Genomic DNA, 16,762 nt, shown 5'->3' on the forward strand with positions numbered 1-16,762 from the left:
GCGGAAGGTGACATCGCGACTCCAGTGCACGGTGTTCTCCCCGGTCCAGTGCTCCCGCGCCCAAGTAGCGATCTCTTCTGCGGTGGCCTGCTCGGCGGTCAGATCGGTGATGGCGAACACCGTCTCGGTCTGCCACTTCTTCGCTCCCAGGCGGCGGCGTTCAGCCTCACTCTTCCAAACTGGGGCTCTGGGTGACTGGGGCCGGAGGGTCCTTCCGCGGCTGGCATGGGGGGTCCGTATAGAGGGTGTGTGAGGACGCGGGCGCCGTCATGTGCGGCGGATGACCAGCACGGCCACGTCGTCGAGGTGGTCTACCGCGACCGCGGCGTCGAGGATGCGGTCGGCGGTCTCCTCGGCGTTCAGTCCGTCGTGGAGGGCCGCGCCGGCCAGTGTTCCGGCTCGCTCCAGTCCGGCTTCCAACGTGAGGCCCGGTCCTTCGACCACGCCGTCGGTCACCATGACCAGCGCACTGCCCTCGTCCAGGGTGAAGGTCTCCTCGCGGTACTCGGTGTCGGGCACGACTCCCAGGACCGGCCCGCCCGGCAGCTCGCGGATGCTGTGGCTGCCGTCCTTGCGCGCGCACAGCACCGGCACATGGCCGGCGCTGGCGCCGGTGACCCGTCCGTCGCGCGGGTCGAGATGCAGCATGGTGCAGCTGGCGAATCGTGCCGCATCCATCGTGACGAGCAGCTCGTTGGTGCGCGTCAGCACGGTTGCGGGATCCGGTTCGTGGGCGGCGATCGCACGCATGGAGGCGCGCACCTGTCCCATGAAGGCGGCCGCATCCACGTCGTGCCCTTGGGCGTCGCCGATCTCCAGAGCCACCGCACCGTCGGGCATCACGAAGGCGTCGTACCAGTCTCCGCCGATATCCAGCCCGTCCCGGCTCGGTCGGTAGCGGGCGGCGACCTCCAGGCCCGGGAGGTGCTCAGGCAGCGTGGGGAGCATGGTCTGCTGCAGCGCCGTGGCCAGCTCGACTCGTGCCTGCTGCGACCTGATGCGCCTCAGTGCCTGGCCTGCCAGGTCGGCCAGCGTACCCATGAGGGTCCGCTCATCCAGGGACGGCCGGTGTCCGCTGCCGTAGAACACCATCCACGCCCCGAGCGGTTGATTGCCGGTCTCGCTGAGGGGGGTGATGGAGGTGGTGTACTCGAAGCCGAGCCGGGCGAGCCACGGAAATCCGGCCCCATGCGGCCAGCGGCGGATGTAATCCTCCCGGTCGGGGATGAACTGCGGCCGGCCGCTGCGGATCGCCTCGGGCAGCGGGCTCGGCTGGTCCAGCCGCAGGCCGTGCAGGGCCTCGACCTCCCACATGGCTACCCCGGCATCGGTGGAGACGCGCAGGCGGCCTTCGTCGACGAGTGCGAGCAAGGCGCCGGTACCACCGAAGGTCGCGGCGAGCCGGGTCAGGACGACCTGCTGCAGTTCCTGCGCCGTGGCTGCGGTGATCAAGGCGGAGGAGAACTCGGCGATCTCCTTGGCGCGCTGTCGCTCGGCAGTCAGTGCGGCCTGCGCCTTCTCCTTGCGCTTCTCCTGCTTGGTGTCGTCGCGGACCACCCCGAAGATCCGCTCGGGTCCGTCATAGCCCAGCCGGATCCGACGGGTCTGAACGGCCAGTTGGTGCCAGCCGTCGTGCTGGGTGAGGTACCGCAACCTCACCCAGGAGGACTGGGCGGAGGCCGAGCGCAGGAGCTGCCGCAAGGCCTCCCGGTCGTCAGGGTGCACTGCCGAGATCACACTGGAAAGGGACGCAATGGGATCCGGGAAGGTCGCAGCCAGAGCGGGTGCGCCACCGAGCCACTCCAGCTGGTGCTCATGGGGTGAATACATCCACAGGCCGAGTTCGGCGGCCGTGGTGGCCATCCGGAACGGGATCAGCAGGCTCGCCAGGTCGTTCCGCGCATCCAGAGCGTGCACCCAGACCAGCTGCTCGCCACTTGCGGGATCCTTCACCGACCGCGCCTCGATCAAGCAGGCAACGGATGCTCCGCCTCGCCCGGGGAACTCAAGCACCCGCATCGCGACCGACTTCGTCCTGGCGGCGTGGACCACGAGACTCTCGGCCGACATCCGCTGGCTTGCGAGCCACAGATCACCGAAGCCACGTCCCAGGCACTGCTCAGCCGGCCTGCCCAGCGCCGTGGCCATCGCAGCGTTGAGGCTGCGGATGGCACCGTCCAGCGTCAAAAGAGCCGCCGGGTCAGCCCTTCGAAGGAGTTCGTCCGAGGCGTCCATCTGTGGCTCCCTAACAAATACCAAAACAGTCTCTTCAGCAATTTTCGCGCATTTTGCCGCGACGTCTTGGGTAAAGGGTGTGTTTGACCGCCTGCGTCGAGTGACGACGGCAGGGAACCCGCTGGAAACGGTAGACGGCCGCCCGTGAAGAGGGGTCGACGGAGCTCGGTCGCGGTACAGCAGCGGAGTACAGCAACCCCAGCAAGGGCAGTCCGGTCCGTCGAGATCAGCCCCGGCGAGCAAGCAGCGCCCGCTGCTTCTCGTGGCCGGGCGACAGGGCTGTGGCGATCTCCTGCGACGTCGGGATCCAGCGGGCCCGGCCCAGGCGGGCCCCGCACACCACGCGGCAGGAGGCGACCTTGCGTTCGTCGAAGGAGAACACCCACGGCCACGGTGGTGGGTCCTCGCGGGGCACGCGGGCGGTGTGCTGTTCGCAGGCGCGCAGGGCCCGTTCGGTGGCTCGGTCGTCGTCGGCGGTGGCGTGCGCGACGGCCTCGATGGACGCGAGCCACGCGGCGGCGATCGCGGGCAGGTCCGGGCCGAGTTGGCGGCGGACGCGGGCGATCAGGCACAGCCCTTCTGCGGTGTTGCCTGCCTCGACTTCGAACTGGGCGACGGAGCCGGTCTGGTAGGCCGCCAGCAGTGGGTCGCCGGCAGTGCGGGCGGCTTTGATCGCGGACCCGTACCAGGTGCGTGCCGAGCCGTGGTCGGCCATGTCCCAGGCGAGCCAGCCGACGAGGGACGCGGCTTCGCTGCCCACGGCGGCCATGCGCGCCTTGTGGGAGGCGTCGGGGGCCTGCGAGGCGACGCGCTGGATGAGCCGCAGGTGGGCTTGGGTGGCTTCGGCGAGGTCGCGTGAGGCGACGGTGGCGTCCAGGCGGCGGAACGCCGTGGTGGCCACGCCGTGCCCGGCTACTGGCGGCTCGGCCCGGATGAGAAGCCCCAGCGGGTCGAGCGCGACGACCCCGACTGGATGGTGGGGGCGTACGAGGACGCGGCGCTGACGGTGCAGATGACCGATGGTGTTGCCACGTCGTCGTCCACTGCGCCGTCGCTGATGCTGCGGATGCTGGAGGCCCTGCACGTCGACGACGATGCGCTGGTGCTGGAGATCGGCACGGGCACCGGCTTCAACACGGCCTTACTGTGCCGTCGCCTGTCCTCCGAGCAGGTCGTCACCGTCGAGGTCGATCCGCAGCTGGCGGGCGCCGCCGAGGCCCGGCTGAACATGCTGGGCTGGAAGCCTGCCGTGCGTGTCGGGGACGGGGCGCTCGGCGCGGTCGGCACCCGCCGCTTCGATGTCCTGATCGCCACGTGCGCCATGCCCGACATTCCGGCCGCGTGGCTCACCCAGACCCGGCCGGGCGCGGTGCTGGGGAGCTTGCTAGTTCAGCGACGAAGTGGAACGCGGGACGCGAACGACTGACTGTTCCTCTCCAAGGGTCCCCTGACTCCCGCCCGCTGCGCACGCTGTCGCACCACATACCCAGGTTCACCGACGACTTGTTGGGCAACTGGTCCTTGTGGCCGCGCGGCCCGCGTCGCCCACCGCCCGGCCCTCGCCGCCGCGCCGCCGACTCGGCTGTCCCTAAAGTGCCGGGGCGGCCGGCTCTCGCAGGCGTCTGTCCCGCCGGTCGGCGGTCCCCTACACCGCGGCCGGCGCCTGCCGGGTCTGAGGGTGGCGAGTCGGCCGCTTCCTCCGACTGCTAGACACTGGTATCAATGGCTAGCTATGCTCGGGGTATGAGTAAGCAGACCAACGTCCGGTTGGACGACAGCACGCGGGCGGCTGCCGAGGAGAGGGCCAAGCGGCGGGGCCTGAGCTTGCAGGGGTACCTCGCGGATCTGATCGAGCAGGACGTGAACGAGTCGCGTTCGGCGTTCATGGCCGGGGCGCAGGCGTTCCTGGCGTCCTACGCCGATCAGTTCGAGACGGAGTTCGGCGAGGACCCGTACCCGGGTCTCGCTGCCCGGCCGACCCAGGACGCTCCCAGGGACGCCGCGTGAACCTGAAGGTCGATCTCGCGTGGATCCTGGCCGTTGCCCAGCAGATCCCTGGAGACCCCCAGGTCGTCGACTACGGCGTCCCAGTCGCGGCTGAGGCCAGACACCGCGCGGAGATCCTGGACCATGAGGTCTACCCCGAGCCGCACCACAAGGCAGCAGCGCTGCTCTGTGAGTTGGCCCGGAACCCGAGCCTGGAGGTCCGCAACCTGTTGTTCGCGGCCACCGTCACCGCCGCGTACCTGGCCGCGTGCAGCCTGCCAGTCAGCCCAGGCCTGGACACCGTCCTCCCCTTGGCCCGCGCCGCTCGGGACGGTCTCCCGGTGCGGGAGGTCGCAGTCCAGCTCAAGTCCTGGACGAGCTGAGGAGAGGGGGCGATCGGCAACCCTCCCGCGAACCGCCGCCGCCTGAGCGGACACCCGGCCGCCAGGTGCTGGCCCTGTGGATATTCACGGCGTACCCGCGCCCGCGCCGGTCTACCGTGCACAGGGTGAACGCCATGCACGGATCGCAGCCCGGTGACAACGGCGGCGGGGGCGCACGGTCGGTTTGACCCGGCCGGTGAGATCGACAGGCCGCGGAGACGCGTAAGCGTGTGACTACATCACGCTATCGTCCACGGTGAAGATCATGCTGCGTACCGGAGTGAGCTCCTGGAGGCGTGCAGCGTCGGCGGCGGTTGCGCGGCCCTCGGGCGAGGCGAACGCGGCGCGCAGTTCGTCCATCGTGTCCCATTCCAGCTCGGCGACCAGGTAGTACGGAGCGCCGCCCCGTACGGCCGCGACGTCACGGCCGACCGCGTACCGGCGCAACCCCGGCAGTTGGCGCCCGAGCGGAATGTGGGCCTCGCGGTAGCGCCGATCGAACGCCTCGGGGTCGGCCGGCGTCTCGTACAGGGCGAGGAAGCGAACCGTCACCTTGCTGCCCTCCCGTACCGCGCGAGGACTGCGGCGCCGGCCCGCTCGGCCGACAGGCACTCCAGGTACGCGGGCAGGCCGCCGGCGGGAAAGAGCCGCTCGCCGGTGCCGAGGATCGTGGGGAAGGTCAGGAGCCGGTACTCATCGATCAGGTCCTCGGCCATCAGCGCGTGCACGACGCTCAGACTGCCAGTGATGATCACATCGCGCCGCTCATGCTTGACGGCGTCGACGAGGTCGCCGTCGATGACCTGCGAGTTCGCCCACGCCGACGCATCGGTCAGCGTTCGGGAGGCGACCAGTTTCGGCACGGCGTTCATCCGCGCGGAGAACGGATCGTCGCGTCCCGGCCAGAGCCGCGAGAACAACTGCCAGGTCCTATGCCCCAGCAGCATGACCCCGTCGTCCAGCACGCTCCCGAGCCGGAACTTGTCCCCGGCGACCGTCTCGGGACCGTGCCGGAATGCCCAGCCGCCGGTCGGTGTGCCCCCGGACCCGTCCGGGTCGGACACGATCCCGTCCAGGGTGATGAACTCAATGACGATGACGCTCACGATGGGTGTCCCTTCGATCGATGCTCACCCGTACGTACCGGCGGCATCGGCCCGACTCATCGCACCCGGCGAAACTCGTCGAAAGAAATCTGCTGAGGCAGGTCAAATGCCGCGAACACGCGGGGATCGGCGAACACCACGTTGTGCGCGACCTTGCCACCGGTGACCGTGAAGACCTGGAGCGTGTGCAGCCGATGTCCGCCGCCGGGCTCCGGCGCGTACGCGGCGAGCGCGGGCTGCCCATTGGCCGTGAGATGCCGCACGCCCCAGCCCGTCCCGCGCATCTCGAACACGCGGCGCATGAACAGGCCGTAGTCGCGGCTGCCCCGGTACCACAGCGGCACCGGCGGCATCTCCAGGACCGCCTCGTCAGTGAGGAGCCGTACGAGCGCGGGGACATCGGCCGCCTCGAACGCCCGAACGTACCGTTCGATCACCGCGCGTACCTCGGGATCGTCCGGCTCGGTGACCTCCCCCACGTCGCCCACGTCCGCGAGGGCGGCGCGGGCCCGCTGCAAAGCACTGTTGACGGCCGTGACCGTGGTCCCAAGCTGCGCGGCAACCTCGGCGGCACTGAACTCCAGTACCTCGCGGAGCACAAGCACGGCCCGCTGCCGTGGCGGCAGGACCTGCATCGCCGCCACCAGCGCGAGCCGCATGTCGGCCCGCACCCCCGTGTCGAACCGCGCGTCGGGAAACGGCTGGAGCCAGGGGATGTCGAACGCCGGCGTGAGCGGCGCCCCGGGATCGTCGCTCGGCGCGCCCAACCCGGACGGCAACGGACGCCTGGCACGCCCCTCCAGCGCGGTCAGGCACGCGTTGGTCGCGATCCGGTACAGCCAGGTCCGTACGGACGCGCGCGTGCGGTCGTACCGAGCGCGAGCCTTCCACGCGCGCAGCATCGTCTCCTGCACCAGATCCTCGGCCTCGTGAAACGAGCCCACCATCCGGTAGCAGTACGCCACCAACTCACCCCGGTACGGCTCGAAGTCCACCGGCCCATCATGGCGTACGCGGCCCTCCGGACGGCCCGCGATGAGGTTCCGAACGGGCGATCCGAAGCGGGCGGCGTCTCGCCGACGACTGCCCGGCGGCGGGGGATCAGGTCAGGTCAGGAGCCCGCGGGCGTAGTAGTCCCTCTCGTCCCGGACCCCCGGAAGTGCGAAGAAGTAGCCCCCGCCCTTCGGGGTGATGTACGGCACCAGAGCTTCGGCTTCCAACCGGGTCTGCATGGTGGTGTAGTTCTTGAGTTCTTGCTGGAAGCAGTTGAACGCATGCCCCATGTCGAGGTCCTGCAGGTTGAAGCTGCGGTCGTAGTCGTAACTGCGACGCAGGATGGTGCTGGTCGCCGCGGTCTGCGGAGTCTGGGGATTGGCAAGGCGGATGTGAGAGTTCAGCGCGGTGATCAGGCCCTGGGGGTCGTTGGTGTAGATGGGGTCGAAAAGATCGTTGGCGTTCTCGCCCACGGCGTACATGGGGGCGCCGCTCGCCTTGCGGCGGCCGAAGATCCGCTCTTGCTGGGCAACCGGCACCTTCTGCCACGCCTCGATGTGGAAATGCACGATGCGCACCACGTGGTACGTGCCGCCCGCGGCCCAGGCCGGTTCGGCGCTCTTCGGCTGGACCCAGACCCACTGGTTCATCTGGGTGTCGTCGGTGACGGATGGGTTGGAGATGCCGTCCTTGAAGCCGAACCAGTCGCGCCGGACACCGACGGGACGCTCCTGATTGCGCTGGCCGTCGATGCGCCAGCGCAGCTTCATCAAGGACTTGGTGTGGGTCAGGATGTCGATCAGTGCGTGCACCGTCGTGTCGCGGTAGTCAGCGCAGATCTGGATCAGCAGGTCACCCTGGCTCAGCTTGGGGTCCAGGTCGTCATGGCGGAAGGGCGTCATCGTGACGAGCTGGACCGGCTTGCGCGAGCTCAGTCCGTAGCGGTCGTCGAAGAGGGACGCGCCCACGTCGACGGTCACGGTGAGACCGTCCGCCGCGACCGTGGGTCCCACGATGCCGTTGTCCGACGGCGTTGCGGTCGGGGACACCTTCGGCGGTGTTCCGCCCGCCGTGAGGAAGCGGGCTCGCGAGGTCAGCGTGCGGAACAGCTCGGTGAGTTCCTTGCGGTTGGAGGCGGTCACGTCGCACGAGAGAAAAATCGCGACCTGTTGGGGCAGGGTGGCGATCCCTGCCTGGTGATACCCGTGGAAGGGGATCACACGGGATTTCGGTTCCTCGCCTTGAGCCACCGGGTCGGCGAGCGCGGCACCGCCACCCAAGGCGGTTCCGCCCGCCGCTCCGGCCAGGCCCGCGGCGGCGCCCTGAAGGAACGACCGCCGAGCAAAGGCACCCATCGGGCACCCTTCGCCGCTCCACCCTTCATCCAGGGGCGCTGATGTTTCCTCAGTCATGGTTCCCCTCAGGCAACGAGCCGGGTGGCAAGCCGTACGGCGCTGCCGCGATCGGTTTCCGTGAGCCGGGCCGGCCCAAGAGGGCAAGACCGTATGCGGCAGCCCAACCAGCGCATGGGATTACCGCCCGCGAACTGACTGCCCGCAAAACTGAGCATATCGGACATGTATGCTCGCGCCACTGAGCAGTGCGGCGTGAGGGGGTGAGGCAGTGGGGAGCGCGTCCGGTGGGCGGTGCCGGCCGTGTGCTCGTGTGCTGTCACTGTGCGGACACCAGCACCGCGGCTTCCCGGCGACCAGGTCGAGGACGGTCAGCTCTGGTCCTTCCTCAAGCTTGGGTGGCCGCGCCCAGACCGCGTACCGGGTGTTCCTCGACCACGCTCAGGACTGCGCGGACTGCGTGCCCCAGAGGGACCGTTGTGATGCCGCGCAGAAGCTTTGGGACACCTACCGCCAAGAGCGCGGATGATTCCCCATTAGCCCGCTGTCTGTCTGCGTAGCCCCCGTGGCGCATGACGGACGGTGCAGACGCCACTCCCGTCCTGGTCCAAGACCCGGAGGGACGCCACGGCCCCCACCGCTCCTGACCCCGTACGCCCGCCCCCGAGGCGTCCATACCGCACCGGCCCCGGCGATCTACCCAACACAGACCGCCGGGGCCTTCGGCTGTCCTCCAAGCCGCGTGACAGAACGTAGCGGCCACGCGGGACTCGGACCGACGCCGCACACCCGGTCGCCCGCGTCGGCGGACGCGAGCAAGCGCCCGGAAGAAGCTGCGCAGGAGTTGGTGAAGGCATGCGCAGCCAACGTGGACGGGCCGACGACAGCAGCGCGGCACGACCGGGCGACCGCCTGCGCAAGAGTCCCGTCGCTCTTGCACAGTGCGACCGGCGAAGATCGCCGGGCGCCGCAGGTTTGCGCAATCCCCGCGTCGGGTTGCGCAATCGGGTACCCGTCACCGCTGGCGCGACGTCTTCCTGGTCACCCCTGGCACGCTGCCGGCCGGTGGTCAGATGACCGCCGCCTCGGTGGACTCCGGCGCGAACAGCTCCTGCGGCGTCCACAGCCGTTGCGAGAGCCCCTGCTCGTGGTGGTAGCGCAGGAACGCCTCCAGCGCGGCGCGGTTGTCCTCGATCCCGTACGACCAGTAGTCGCGGCCCAGCAGCTCGCGAGCCTCCTCCAGCTGCGGGGTCAGCCACGGCAGCATGAAGCGCAGCGCCGAGGTGTCGTACAAGGTGTCGTACGCCTGGTCGCGCGCAGCGAGCAGCGCCTTGTAGAGGGACTGCGCTACCCAGCGGTGGCGCTCGTAGACGTCGCGCCGAATGACGACCACGTGCATGATCGGGAAGACGCCGATCGCCGCCCAGTACTCCTTCTCCGCGCCGACGACGTCGGGGAAGACCCTCCGTACGCGCGGGTCGCCGGCCACGAACGGGCTCGGCACGCGTGGGGTGCACAGCGCGTCAATCTCGCCCTCGGCGAGCATCGCGGCCAGCGTCCGGCCCTGTGGTGCGCGGGTGATCCGCACCGAGTCCGGCAGGTCGAGCTTCGCCTTCTCCACCCGGCCGGCTGTCTCCTGGCCGCCAGTGACGTAGCTGACCGAGTCGAACGGGACACTGTGCCGGTCACCGAGGATGCCGCGCATCCACACGCCGGCCGTCAGCTGGTACTCCGGTGTGCCGACCACCTTGCCGCGCAGGTCCTCCGGCGCGTCGATGCCGGCGCCGGCGTTGACGTACAGCGAGCTGTGCCGGAACATCCGCGAGGTGTAGACCGGCAGTGCCACGAACGGCGAGGGGTCCTCGCGCAGCGAGACGACGTACGAGGACAGCGACATCTCCGCCACCTCGAACTCGCGGTGCCGGATCATGCGGAAGAAGGTCTCCTCCACCGGCAGCCGCAGGTAGGTCAGGTCGATGCCGTCGGGGCGGATCGTCCCCTCGTTCAGCGCGCGCGTACGGTCGTAGTCGCCGCAGGCGAAGGTGAGGTGCAGCCGGGACATCGCGTTTACCTGCCTTCCGAAGTCAGTCGCGCGTCCAGGCGGGGGTAGACGTGCCGGGCGTTGGCCTCGTAGACCTTGTGACGCTGCTCGTCGCTCAGCCCGGCCCGGTCCACGTAGGTCTTGGTGTCGTCCCAGGCGATGCCGGTGTCCGGATCGACGCCGCGTACGGCGCCCAGCATCTCGGAGGCGAACAGGACATTGTCCTCGCCGGCCACCTGGTGCAGCAGGTCGATGCCCGGCTGGTGGTACACGCAGGTGTCAAAGAAGACGTTGCCCATCACGTGGTCGGCGGGGTCGGGCCGGCCCATCCGCACCGCGAGCCCCCGGTAGCGCCCCCAGTGGTAGGGAACCGCGCCGCCCCCGTGGGGAATCACGAACCGCAGGGTGGGAAAGCGGGCGAACAGGTCGCCCTGGACGAACTGCATGAAGACCGAGGTGTCGGCGTTGAGGTAATGGGCGCCGAGGGTGTGGAAGTTGGGGTTGCAGGAGGTGGAGACGTGCACCATCGCCGGCACGTCCAGCTCCGTCATGACCTCGTACAGCGGGTACCAGTATGGGTCGGTCAGCGGCGGTGAGGTCCAGTGGCCGCCGGACGGGTCCGGGTTGAGGTTGCAGCCGACGAAGCCCAACTCCTCGACACAGCGACGCAGTTCAGCGATGACGTCGTCGAGCGGGCTTTCGGGTGTCTGGGGCAGCTGGCAAACGCCGGCGAAGTGTTCGGGGAACAGGCCGACGACCCGGTGGACCAGGTCGTTGCTCGCCCGCGCCCACGCCCGCGCGGTCGCCGGGTCGGGCACGTGGTGCTCCATGCCCGATGCCTTGGGGGAAAAGAGCATCAGGTCACCGCCGCGCTCGCGCAGCAGCTTCAGCTGGTGGTTCGTCACGCTCTCGCGGATCGCGTCGTCGCTGATGGCAGCCGGCGCGGGCGCAGGCAGCGAGGGGTCGGCGAGCCGGGCGAGCTGGGCGTCGCGGAACGCCTGGTGCTCCGGCGGGGTCGTGGTGTAGTGGCCGTGGCAGTCGATGATCATCGGGGCAGGTCCTCCTTGCTGGGCGGGTGGCCGCGGCCGGTCAGGCGCCGGGGGCCCGGTCGACGTATGTCAGCCCCTTGCGGGTGAGGCGCTCGCGCATCGCGTTGACGTCGAGCCCGAGTTCACCGCGCGCGTACCGCTCGCGCAGCGCGGCCTCCCGTTCCTCGCGTGCCCGCGAGGCCGCCAGCACGTCGGCCGCCTTCCGGCGCGGGACAACCACCACGCCATCGTCGTCGGCCACGATCACGTCGCCCGGTGCGATGAGCTGACCCGCGCAGACGACGGGCGTGTTGACGTCGCCAAGGGTCTCCTTGACGGTGCCGAACGCGCAGACGTGCCGGGCCCACACGGGGAAGCCCACCCGCTGCAGCTCGGCCACGTCGCGGCAGCCGGCGTCGATGACCACCCCGCGCACGCCGCGCGCGGCCACCGAGGTGGCGAGTAGGTCGCCGAAGTAGCCCGCCTCGGAGGGGGAGGTGGGGGCGACCACCAGCACGTCGCCCTCGCGGCACTGCTCCACAGCGACATGGATCATCCAGTTGTCGGCCGGCGGCACGCTGACCGTGACCGCGGTGCCGGCGATGTGCGCCCCGGGCCAGACCGGGCGCAGCGCGGGGTCGAGCAGGCCGCTGCGGCCCTGCGCCTCGTGGACGGTGGCCACCCCGTACGCGGCGAAGCCGTCGGCGACGGCGCGGTCGGCGCGCAGCGGGTTGCGGACGACGATGCTCATGCCGTCACTCGCCACGGCAGCAGGGAGACATGGACGGCATCCTCGCCGGTCTCGCCGCCGACGGTGCGGATGGCACGGTCGGTGTCGGCGAGCCCGAAGGTGTGCGTGCCGAGCTTCTCCAGCGGGAAGCGGCCGGAGGCGAGCTGTTGCAGGGCGAGTTCGCAGGAGCGGTAGCTGTGGCCGCGGGCGCTCTTGAGGCTGACGCACTTCTCGGTCAGCTTCTTGAGCGGGAAGTCGGGAAAGGCGGCCAGTTCGCCCTGGACGACCATCGTGCCCTCGCGCCGCTTGAGCGCGTCGACGCCGAGCAGTACGGGCGCGGTGCCCGCGCCCGCCGTGCAGTCCAGCACCACGTCCACGCCGCGGCCGCTGGTGATCTCCAGCACCCGGGCGAGGGCGTCCTCCTGGAGCACGTCGATGACGTCGTCGGCGCCCAGCTGCTTGGCCAGCGCCAGGCGGGCGGCGTCCCTGGTGGTGCCGGAGACGATGATGCGCGAGGCGCCGGCCTGCTTGCACGCGACGACCTGCGACAGGCCCTGCTGGCCCGGGCCCTGGATGAGGACGGTCGAGGCGTAGCCGACCTGCGCGGTGACCAGCGCCCACTCGATCCCGTTGGACAACGGGGTGACCAGGCCGGCCAGTTCGGCGGAGACGCCGTCGGGGACGCGGTGGGTGACGGAGTTCCACGGCAGGTAGAGGTACTGAGAGAAGCCGCCCCACAGGTGGTACGGGTTGGCCGCCGAGGTGTAACCGTAGCGGCGGGCGTCGGGGTTGGTGCGCCAGTCGGTGGCCTCGCAGTGCCGGTACTCGCCTTGGTGGCACCAGTGGCAGCGGAAGCAGCCGACGTAGTGCTCGACGAAGACGCGGTCGCCCTCCACCAGGCCCTTGCGCTCGGTGAATGCGCGCCCGGCCTTGGCGATGACGCCGACGTTCTCGTGGCCCATGATCACCGGGTCGTCGAACGGCGGCTTGGCGTACATCTTCACGTCGGTGCCGCAGATTCCGGCGACCTCGACCTTGAGCAGGGCGCCGTCGTCGGGTATGTCCGGCATCGGGAACTCGCGCAGCTCTGTCCTGCCCGGCGCGGTCCTGACCGCCGCCAGCACCTGCTCTGCCATGGCTTCTCCTAGCCCTCGGGAATGCTCGGGACGCTCACCATACGCTATGGCCTTATGGACTAACCATGCTACCTTTCTGCCCATGGTCGAACCTCTGCTCAGGACAGTGACCCGCACCCAGGGCGACAACGAGGCGCTCAAAACCGGGGAGGTGACACCACACGGCTTCCGCTTCGACTTCGAGGAGGTGCCCGTGCTCGTCCACGCCTTCCGCCGGATGGTCCGCGACCTCGAATTCGATGTCTGCGAGATGGCCCTGACCACCTATCTGGTGGCCAAGGCGCACGGCGCGCCGTTCACCGCCGTGCCCGCCTTCCTGGTACGGGGTTTCCACCACGGCGCGATCCTCACCGACCCGGCCTCCGGCATCCGCGAGCCAAAGGACCTGGAGGGCCGCCGGGTCGGCGTCAACCGCGGCTACACCGTCACCACCGGCGTTTGGGCGCGCGCTGTCCTGCGCGAGGAGCACGGCGTCGACCTTGACCGCGTGACGTGGGTGCTCTCCGGTGACGAACACGTGGCCGCGTACCGGCCGCCGTCCAACGTCGTGCCAATGCCGGCCGGCGCCGACCTGGAGCAGATGGTGCTCGACGGCGACCTCGCCGCCGTCATCGGCGTCGGCTCCTCCTCCGGCCGCCTCGCACCGCTCATCGCGGACCCGGCCCGGGCGGCGCTGACCGCGCTGCGCGAGCGCGGCACGTACCCGATCAACCACCTCGTCGTCATCAAGGACGAACTGCTCACGCGGTACCCAGAGTTGGCCGCTGAGGTGTTCGGGGCCTTTGCCCGCGCCAAGCAGGTTTACGTCGAGCGGCTGCGGGCCGGCATTGCTGAGCCGGATGCGACCGACCGGATGTACCGCAGCGTCATGGAGACCACCGGCGCCGACCCGCTTCCCTACGGCATCGAGCCCAACCGGCCGGTGCTGGAGGCGCTCATGCGCAACGCCGTCGACCAGCGCATCCTGGACCGAGCAGTGCCGCTCGACGACCTGTTCGCCGTCGGCAGCCGCGACCTGGTGGCCTGAGCGCCGGACCCGGGAGGGAGCAGCATGCGCATCGCCATCGCCGCTGACCACAACGGCGTCGCGCTCAAGGCCGCGCTCGCCGCGTGGCTGTCGGAGCACGGTCACACCGTCGACGACCGCGGCGCGCTCAAGGGCGCCGGCACCGTCGACTACCCGCCGCTGTGCGAGGACGTCTGCGCGCGGGTGGTCGACGGCACGGCCGACCGGGGCATCGTGCTGGGCGGCAGCGGGATGGGCGAGACCATCGCGTGCAACAAGATCCGCGGCATCCGGGCCGGCCTGTGCCACGACCTGTGGAGCACCCGTATCTCCCGGGGCAACAACGACTCCAACGTGCTGGTGCTGGCCGCGAAGATCCTGGAGCCGGAGACGGCCGAACTGATCCTGGCGGTCTGGCTGGAGACCCCGTTCAACGGCGGCGTCCACCAGCGCCGGCTGGACCAGATCGCCACGCTGGAACGCTGACGGGTGGCCGCCCCCGCGGGGGCGGCCACCCGTCAGACCGACTTCAGGAACTCCAGCACCCGCGACGGCGCACTCTCCTCGGTCTGCTCGGCGACCGGCACGTCCCAGTACTGGGCGTGCGGTAGGCACTCCTGGAGGTAGCGGGCGGCCGAGGGCGCGTGCGAGTCGTCCTGCCCCGGCACGATCAGCGCCGGAACATCGAGCAGCAGCAGGTCCTCCGGCTCGGGCCCCGGGACCGTGTCCCGGTCGAACAGCAGCCGCGCCATCCCGGTGACGGCGATCCGGTACCGGTCGGGGTCGGTGCCCGCGTACCGGTCGGCGAAGTCCGCGTCCCGGCGGATCACTCCGGCCCACGGGCCCACCCGGGGGTCCTTGCTGAAGCCGTCGACGGTGCCGCGAGCCAAGGCGACGACGCCCCCCAGGCCGTACTTGTCGGAGTACGCGAGGTGCTGGGTGAATCGCGAGTGCTGCTTCATGCGATACGCCACCCCGCCGGCCGGCGAGTACAGCACCATGCTCAGCACCCGCTCCGGCCGGGCCACCGCAAGGGCTGCGACGCTGGAGCAGCCGACGCATCCGCCCATCAGGTGGGCGCTCGCGACGTTCAGGTGGTCGAGCAGCCCAAGCCCCTGCGCCACATAGCCCGCCCAGGAGATCCGCTCCACGCGCCCGCCGGAGTGGCCCGACTCGCGGCGGTCAAAAGTGATGCACGTGTAGTGCGGGGTGAGGTGGTCCAGCAGGCGCAGGCGGCGGTAGACGCCCACCGTGCGCCAGCTCTCCAGCGAGGAGTCGAAGCCGCCGGGCGAGAACATCAGCAGCGGCGGCCCGGATCCGGCCACCTCGTAGCGGGTGGCGATCCCATCGATGACGGCGGCGGGCATGAAGGGTCTTCCTTCCGGGTTGTTCAGTTCGCGGGCGGGACCGGGATGCCGCCGGCGATCTGCCGGGCCGCGCGGACGTCCCCGACGTAGGAGGTGAGTGCGTCGAGGGCGATCTGTGCGACGTTGGCGTAGGTGTCCGGCGGGTCGTCGACGGCGGAGGCGGCGTAGCCGATGGCCGCGTTGGCCATCCGCATCCGGCCGTCCAGCCACGGGCCGCCGCCGAAGCCGCCGACCACCGGGATCGAGACCGCCTCGGCCACGGCGGCGCCGACGACCGGACCGGAGTTGGTGAAGTTCAGCAGCACCGCGCCGGCCTTCTCCAGCCGCTTGGCCTCGGCCACCAGCGCGTCCTTCATCTCCACCGGCACCTGGTCGGCCGCGGACGGGATCGCCTTGTACTCCACCCCGTAGCGCAGCGCGGTCTGCGGGGTGATGCCGAACTGGGCGAATACCGGGATGCCGGCCCGGGTGATCTCGGTGACCGCGTCGAGGAAGTCGGAGGCGGCGTCGAGCTTGACCATGTCGACGCCGGCCTCCTTGACGAACCGGATCGCCGCGCGCACCGCGCTGCCGGTGCCCTCCTGAAGCGGCCCGAACGGGAAGTCCGCGCTCAGCAGCGCCCGCTTCACCCCGCGCCGCACCGCCTCGGTGACGATGAGCATCTGGTCCATCGTCACCTCGAAGGGGTTGGACTGCCCCCACAGGTTGACGCCGACCGTGTCGCCGACCGAGACGATATCGACACCGGCCCGGTCCACGAGGCGGGCCATCTGGTAGTCCCAGGCCACCACACCCACGATCTTGCGGCCCTCGTCCTTCATGCGCTGCAGTGTGCGCGGGGTGATCTTCTCGGCCATCTCGCCTTCCTCTTCGTCGGCACCGCCCCATGGCGGTGTCCCTCAGACCCGCAGGGCCGTGAGCAGTTCGGACACGTCGCTCTCGTCGGCGGACAGCAGCAACACCCGGGCGTGCGGCCGCAGGGCCGCGACGGCGTCGTCCGCCTCGAAACCGTCGCCGAGGACCACGCCGGCGGTGGTCACCGCGCGGGCGCTGCACGCCCTGCCGATGGCCGCGGCGCACGCGCGCCCCGAGTCCTCGGTGGCTACGACGACCACCACGTCACTGCCCGTCAGCACCTCGCCGAGCATGGCCCGTGAGCCGTCGAGGCCGCGCAGCGGCAGCGCCTCGGGGCCGTCGACGGGACCGTCCTGGCAGGTGTAGAAGCGGGCGCTGGCCCACAGCCCGGCAGCTACCCGCCGAGTGACCGCCGCGGCGACCGGGTCCAGCGCGATGACCCGGGCGGCCCGGGCCGGCGCGATGGGCACGGTGATCCGGAAGCGCGACTCGCTCGCGGAGGTCGCCCTGGCGCATTCGCTCAGCTGCATCGACGGCACCGGCA

The 16,762-nt window shown here is 70.3% G+C and carries 18 protein-coding genes and 1 pseudogene; 5 read left to right on the forward strand and 14 right to left on the reverse strand.

Annotated features, from left to right (window positions below; translation table 11 throughout):
- From EFK10_RS07680 to EFK10_RS07690, 3 genes and pseudogenes are all read right to left on the reverse strand, one after another.
- A pseudogene (locus EFK10_RS07680) lies at window positions 1–159 on the reverse strand (ISAs1 family transposase); the annotation flags it as partial.
- 108 nt (window positions 160–267) lie between these two features.
- A complete protein-coding gene (locus EFK10_RS07685; RefSeq protein ID WP_127354985.1) occupies window positions 268–2,235 on the reverse strand; it encodes a SpoIIE family protein phosphatase in 1,968 nt (655 codons plus the stop codon).
- Between the two features lie 226 nt (window positions 2,236–2,461).
- Complete coding sequence (locus EFK10_RS07690) at window positions 2,462–3,136, reverse strand: hypothetical protein (protein WP_127354986.1); 675 nt, start codon at window positions 3,134–3,136, stop codon at window positions 2,462–2,464.
- 3 nt (window positions 3,137–3,139) lie between these two features.
- Between EFK10_RS07690 and EFK10_RS07695 the strand changes: the two genes are divergently transcribed.
- From EFK10_RS07695 to EFK10_RS07705, 3 genes are all read left to right on the forward strand, one after another.
- Window positions 3,140–3,661 (forward strand): methyltransferase domain-containing protein, encoded by a 522-nt coding sequence (locus EFK10_RS07695; RefSeq protein WP_240677061.1) that lies wholly within the window; start codon window positions 3,140–3,142, stop codon window positions 3,659–3,661.
- Between the two features lie 317 nt (window positions 3,662–3,978).
- A complete protein-coding gene (locus EFK10_RS07700) occupies window positions 3,979–4,242 on the forward strand; it encodes a hypothetical protein (protein ID WP_206305348.1) in 264 nt (87 codons plus the stop codon).
- Window positions 4,239–4,604 carry a hypothetical protein gene (locus EFK10_RS07705; RefSeq protein ID WP_127354987.1) on the forward strand — a complete coding sequence of 122 codons (366 nt, stop codon included), beginning with the start codon at window positions 4,239–4,241 and terminating at the stop codon, window positions 4,602–4,604. Before EFK10_RS07700 ends, EFK10_RS07705 begins: the two co-directional genes overlap by 4 nt.
- A gap of 234 nt (window positions 4,605–4,838) precedes the next feature.
- On the opposite strand, the gene EFK10_RS07710 is transcribed toward EFK10_RS07705, so the two are convergent.
- The 8 genes from EFK10_RS07710 to EFK10_RS07745 form a co-directional block, all read right to left on the reverse strand.
- The gene (locus tag EFK10_RS07710; protein WP_206305349.1) at window positions 4,839–5,156 is read right to left on the reverse strand and encodes an EthD family reductase; all 318 of its coding nucleotides are present in this window, start codon (window positions 5,154–5,156) and stop codon (window positions 4,839–4,841) included.
- Window positions 5,153–5,710, reverse strand: a complete 558-nt coding sequence (locus tag EFK10_RS07715) for a dihydrofolate reductase family protein (RefSeq protein ID WP_127354988.1) — start codon at window positions 5,708–5,710, stop codon at window positions 5,153–5,155. The genes EFK10_RS07710 and EFK10_RS07715 overlap by 4 nt, the downstream gene beginning before the upstream one ends.
- Window positions 5,711–5,766: 56 nt before the next feature.
- A complete protein-coding gene (locus EFK10_RS07720) occupies window positions 5,767–6,705 on the reverse strand; it encodes a sigma-70 family RNA polymerase sigma factor (protein WP_127354989.1) in 939 nt (312 codons plus the stop codon).
- Window positions 6,706–6,816: 111 nt separating this feature from the next.
- Window positions 6,817–8,058: a Dyp-type peroxidase gene (locus EFK10_RS07725; protein ID WP_127354990.1), complete on the reverse strand. Its 1,242-nt coding sequence runs from the start codon at window positions 8,056–8,058 to the stop codon at window positions 6,817–6,819.
- 1,066 nt (window positions 8,059–9,124) lie between these two features.
- On the reverse strand, window positions 9,125–10,117 hold the full coding sequence (locus tag EFK10_RS07730; RefSeq protein ID WP_127354991.1) for a type 2 periplasmic-binding domain-containing protein: 993 nt from the start codon (window positions 10,115–10,117) through the stop codon (window positions 9,125–9,127).
- A gap of 5 nt (window positions 10,118–10,122) precedes the next feature.
- Entirely contained in the window at window positions 10,123–11,145 is a 1,023-nt protein-coding gene (locus EFK10_RS07735; RefSeq protein WP_127354992.1) for an amidohydrolase family protein, read from the reverse strand.
- 40 nt (window positions 11,146–11,185) lie between these two features.
- Window positions 11,186–11,875, reverse strand: a complete 690-nt coding sequence (locus EFK10_RS07740; protein WP_127354993.1) for a 4-carboxy-4-hydroxy-2-oxoadipate aldolase/oxaloacetate decarboxylase — start codon at window positions 11,873–11,875, stop codon at window positions 11,186–11,188.
- Window positions 11,872–12,990: a zinc-dependent alcohol dehydrogenase gene (locus EFK10_RS07745; protein ID WP_127354994.1), complete on the reverse strand. Its 1,119-nt coding sequence runs from the start codon at window positions 12,988–12,990 to the stop codon at window positions 11,872–11,874. Before EFK10_RS07745 ends, EFK10_RS07740 begins: the two co-directional genes overlap by 4 nt.
- Before the next feature lie 82 nt (window positions 12,991–13,072).
- Between EFK10_RS07745 and EFK10_RS07750 the strand changes: the two genes are divergently transcribed.
- Entirely contained in the window at window positions 13,073–14,017 is a 945-nt protein-coding gene (locus EFK10_RS07750; protein ID WP_240677062.1) for an ABC transporter substrate-binding protein, read from the forward strand.
- 24 nt (window positions 14,018–14,041) lie between these two features.
- Window positions 14,042–14,482 (forward strand): RpiB/LacA/LacB family sugar-phosphate isomerase, encoded by a 441-nt coding sequence (locus EFK10_RS07755; RefSeq protein WP_206305350.1) that lies wholly within the window; start codon window positions 14,042–14,044, stop codon window positions 14,480–14,482.
- Between the two features lie 32 nt (window positions 14,483–14,514).
- Here the strand turns inward: EFK10_RS07755 and EFK10_RS07760 are convergent, their stop codons facing one another.
- Genes EFK10_RS07760 through EFK10_RS07770 form a run of 3 tightly spaced genes read right to left on the reverse strand, consistent with a single transcriptional unit; the run spans window position 14,515 to window position 16,748 of the window.
- Window positions 14,515–15,363 carry an alpha/beta fold hydrolase gene (locus EFK10_RS07760; RefSeq protein WP_127354996.1) on the reverse strand — a complete coding sequence of 283 codons (849 nt, stop codon included), beginning with the start codon at window positions 15,361–15,363 and terminating at the stop codon, window positions 14,515–14,517.
- A 23-nt stretch (window positions 15,364–15,386) separates the two neighbouring features.
- Window positions 15,387–16,220 (reverse strand): 3-methyl-2-oxobutanoate hydroxymethyltransferase, encoded by an 834-nt coding sequence (locus EFK10_RS07765; RefSeq protein WP_127354997.1) that lies wholly within the window; start codon window positions 16,218–16,220, stop codon window positions 15,387–15,389.
- Window positions 16,221–16,262: 42 nt separating this feature from the next.
- Window positions 16,263–16,748 carry a 3-methyl-2-oxobutanoate hydroxymethyltransferase gene (locus EFK10_RS07770; protein WP_240677063.1) on the reverse strand — a complete coding sequence of 162 codons (486 nt, stop codon included), beginning with the start codon at window positions 16,746–16,748 and terminating at the stop codon, window positions 16,263–16,265.
- Between the last annotated feature and the right edge of the window lie 14 nt (window positions 16,749–16,762).

The organism is Streptomyces soli (assembly GCF_003999195.1).
GTDB classification, from domain to species: domain Bacteria; phylum Actinomycetota; class Actinomycetes; order Streptomycetales; family Streptomycetaceae; genus Actinacidiphila; species Actinacidiphila soli.

Excerpts from the sequence above, each read along its gene's own strand:
- EFK10_RS07745 (WP_127354994.1), bottom strand. The coding sequence starts at position 12,990 with ATGGCAGAGCAGGTGCTGGCGGCGGTCAGGACCGCGCCGGGCAGGACA.
- EFK10_RS07735 (WP_127354992.1), bottom strand. The coding sequence starts at position 11,145 with ATGATCATCGACTGCCACGGCCACTACACCACGACCCCGCCGGAGCAC.
- EFK10_RS07725 (WP_127354990.1), bottom strand. The coding sequence starts at position 8,058 with ATGGGTGCCTTTGCTCGGCGGTCGTTCCTTCAGGGCGCCGCCGCGGGC.
- EFK10_RS07760 (WP_127354996.1), bottom strand. The coding sequence starts at position 15,363 with ATGCCCGCCGCCGTCATCGATGGGATCGCCACCCGCTACGAGGTGGCC.
- EFK10_RS07740 (WP_127354993.1), bottom strand. The coding sequence starts at position 11,875 with ATGAGCATCGTCGTCCGCAACCCGCTGCGCGCCGACCGCGCCGTCGCC.
- EFK10_RS07770 (WP_240677063.1), bottom strand. The coding sequence starts at position 16,748 with ATGCAGCTGAGCGAATGCGCCAGGGCGACCTCCGCGAGCGAGTCGCGC.
- EFK10_RS07765 (WP_127354997.1), bottom strand. The coding sequence starts at position 16,220 with ATGGCCGAGAAGATCACCCCGCGCACACTGCAGCGCATGAAGGACGAG.
- EFK10_RS07700 (WP_206305348.1), top strand. The coding sequence starts at position 3,979 with ATGAGTAAGCAGACCAACGTCCGGTTGGACGACAGCACGCGGGCGGCT.
- EFK10_RS07730 (WP_127354991.1), bottom strand. The coding sequence starts at position 10,117 with ATGTCCCGGCTGCACCTCACCTTCGCCTGCGGCGACTACGACCGTACG.
- EFK10_RS07750 (WP_240677062.1), top strand. The coding sequence starts at position 13,073 with ATGGTCGAACCTCTGCTCAGGACAGTGACCCGCACCCAGGGCGACAAC.
- EFK10_RS07755 (WP_206305350.1), top strand. The coding sequence starts at position 14,042 with ATGCGCATCGCCATCGCCGCTGACCACAACGGCGTCGCGCTCAAGGCC.
- EFK10_RS07685 (WP_127354985.1), bottom strand. The coding sequence starts at position 2,235 with ATGGACGCCTCGGACGAACTCCTTCGAAGGGCTGACCCGGCGGCTCTT.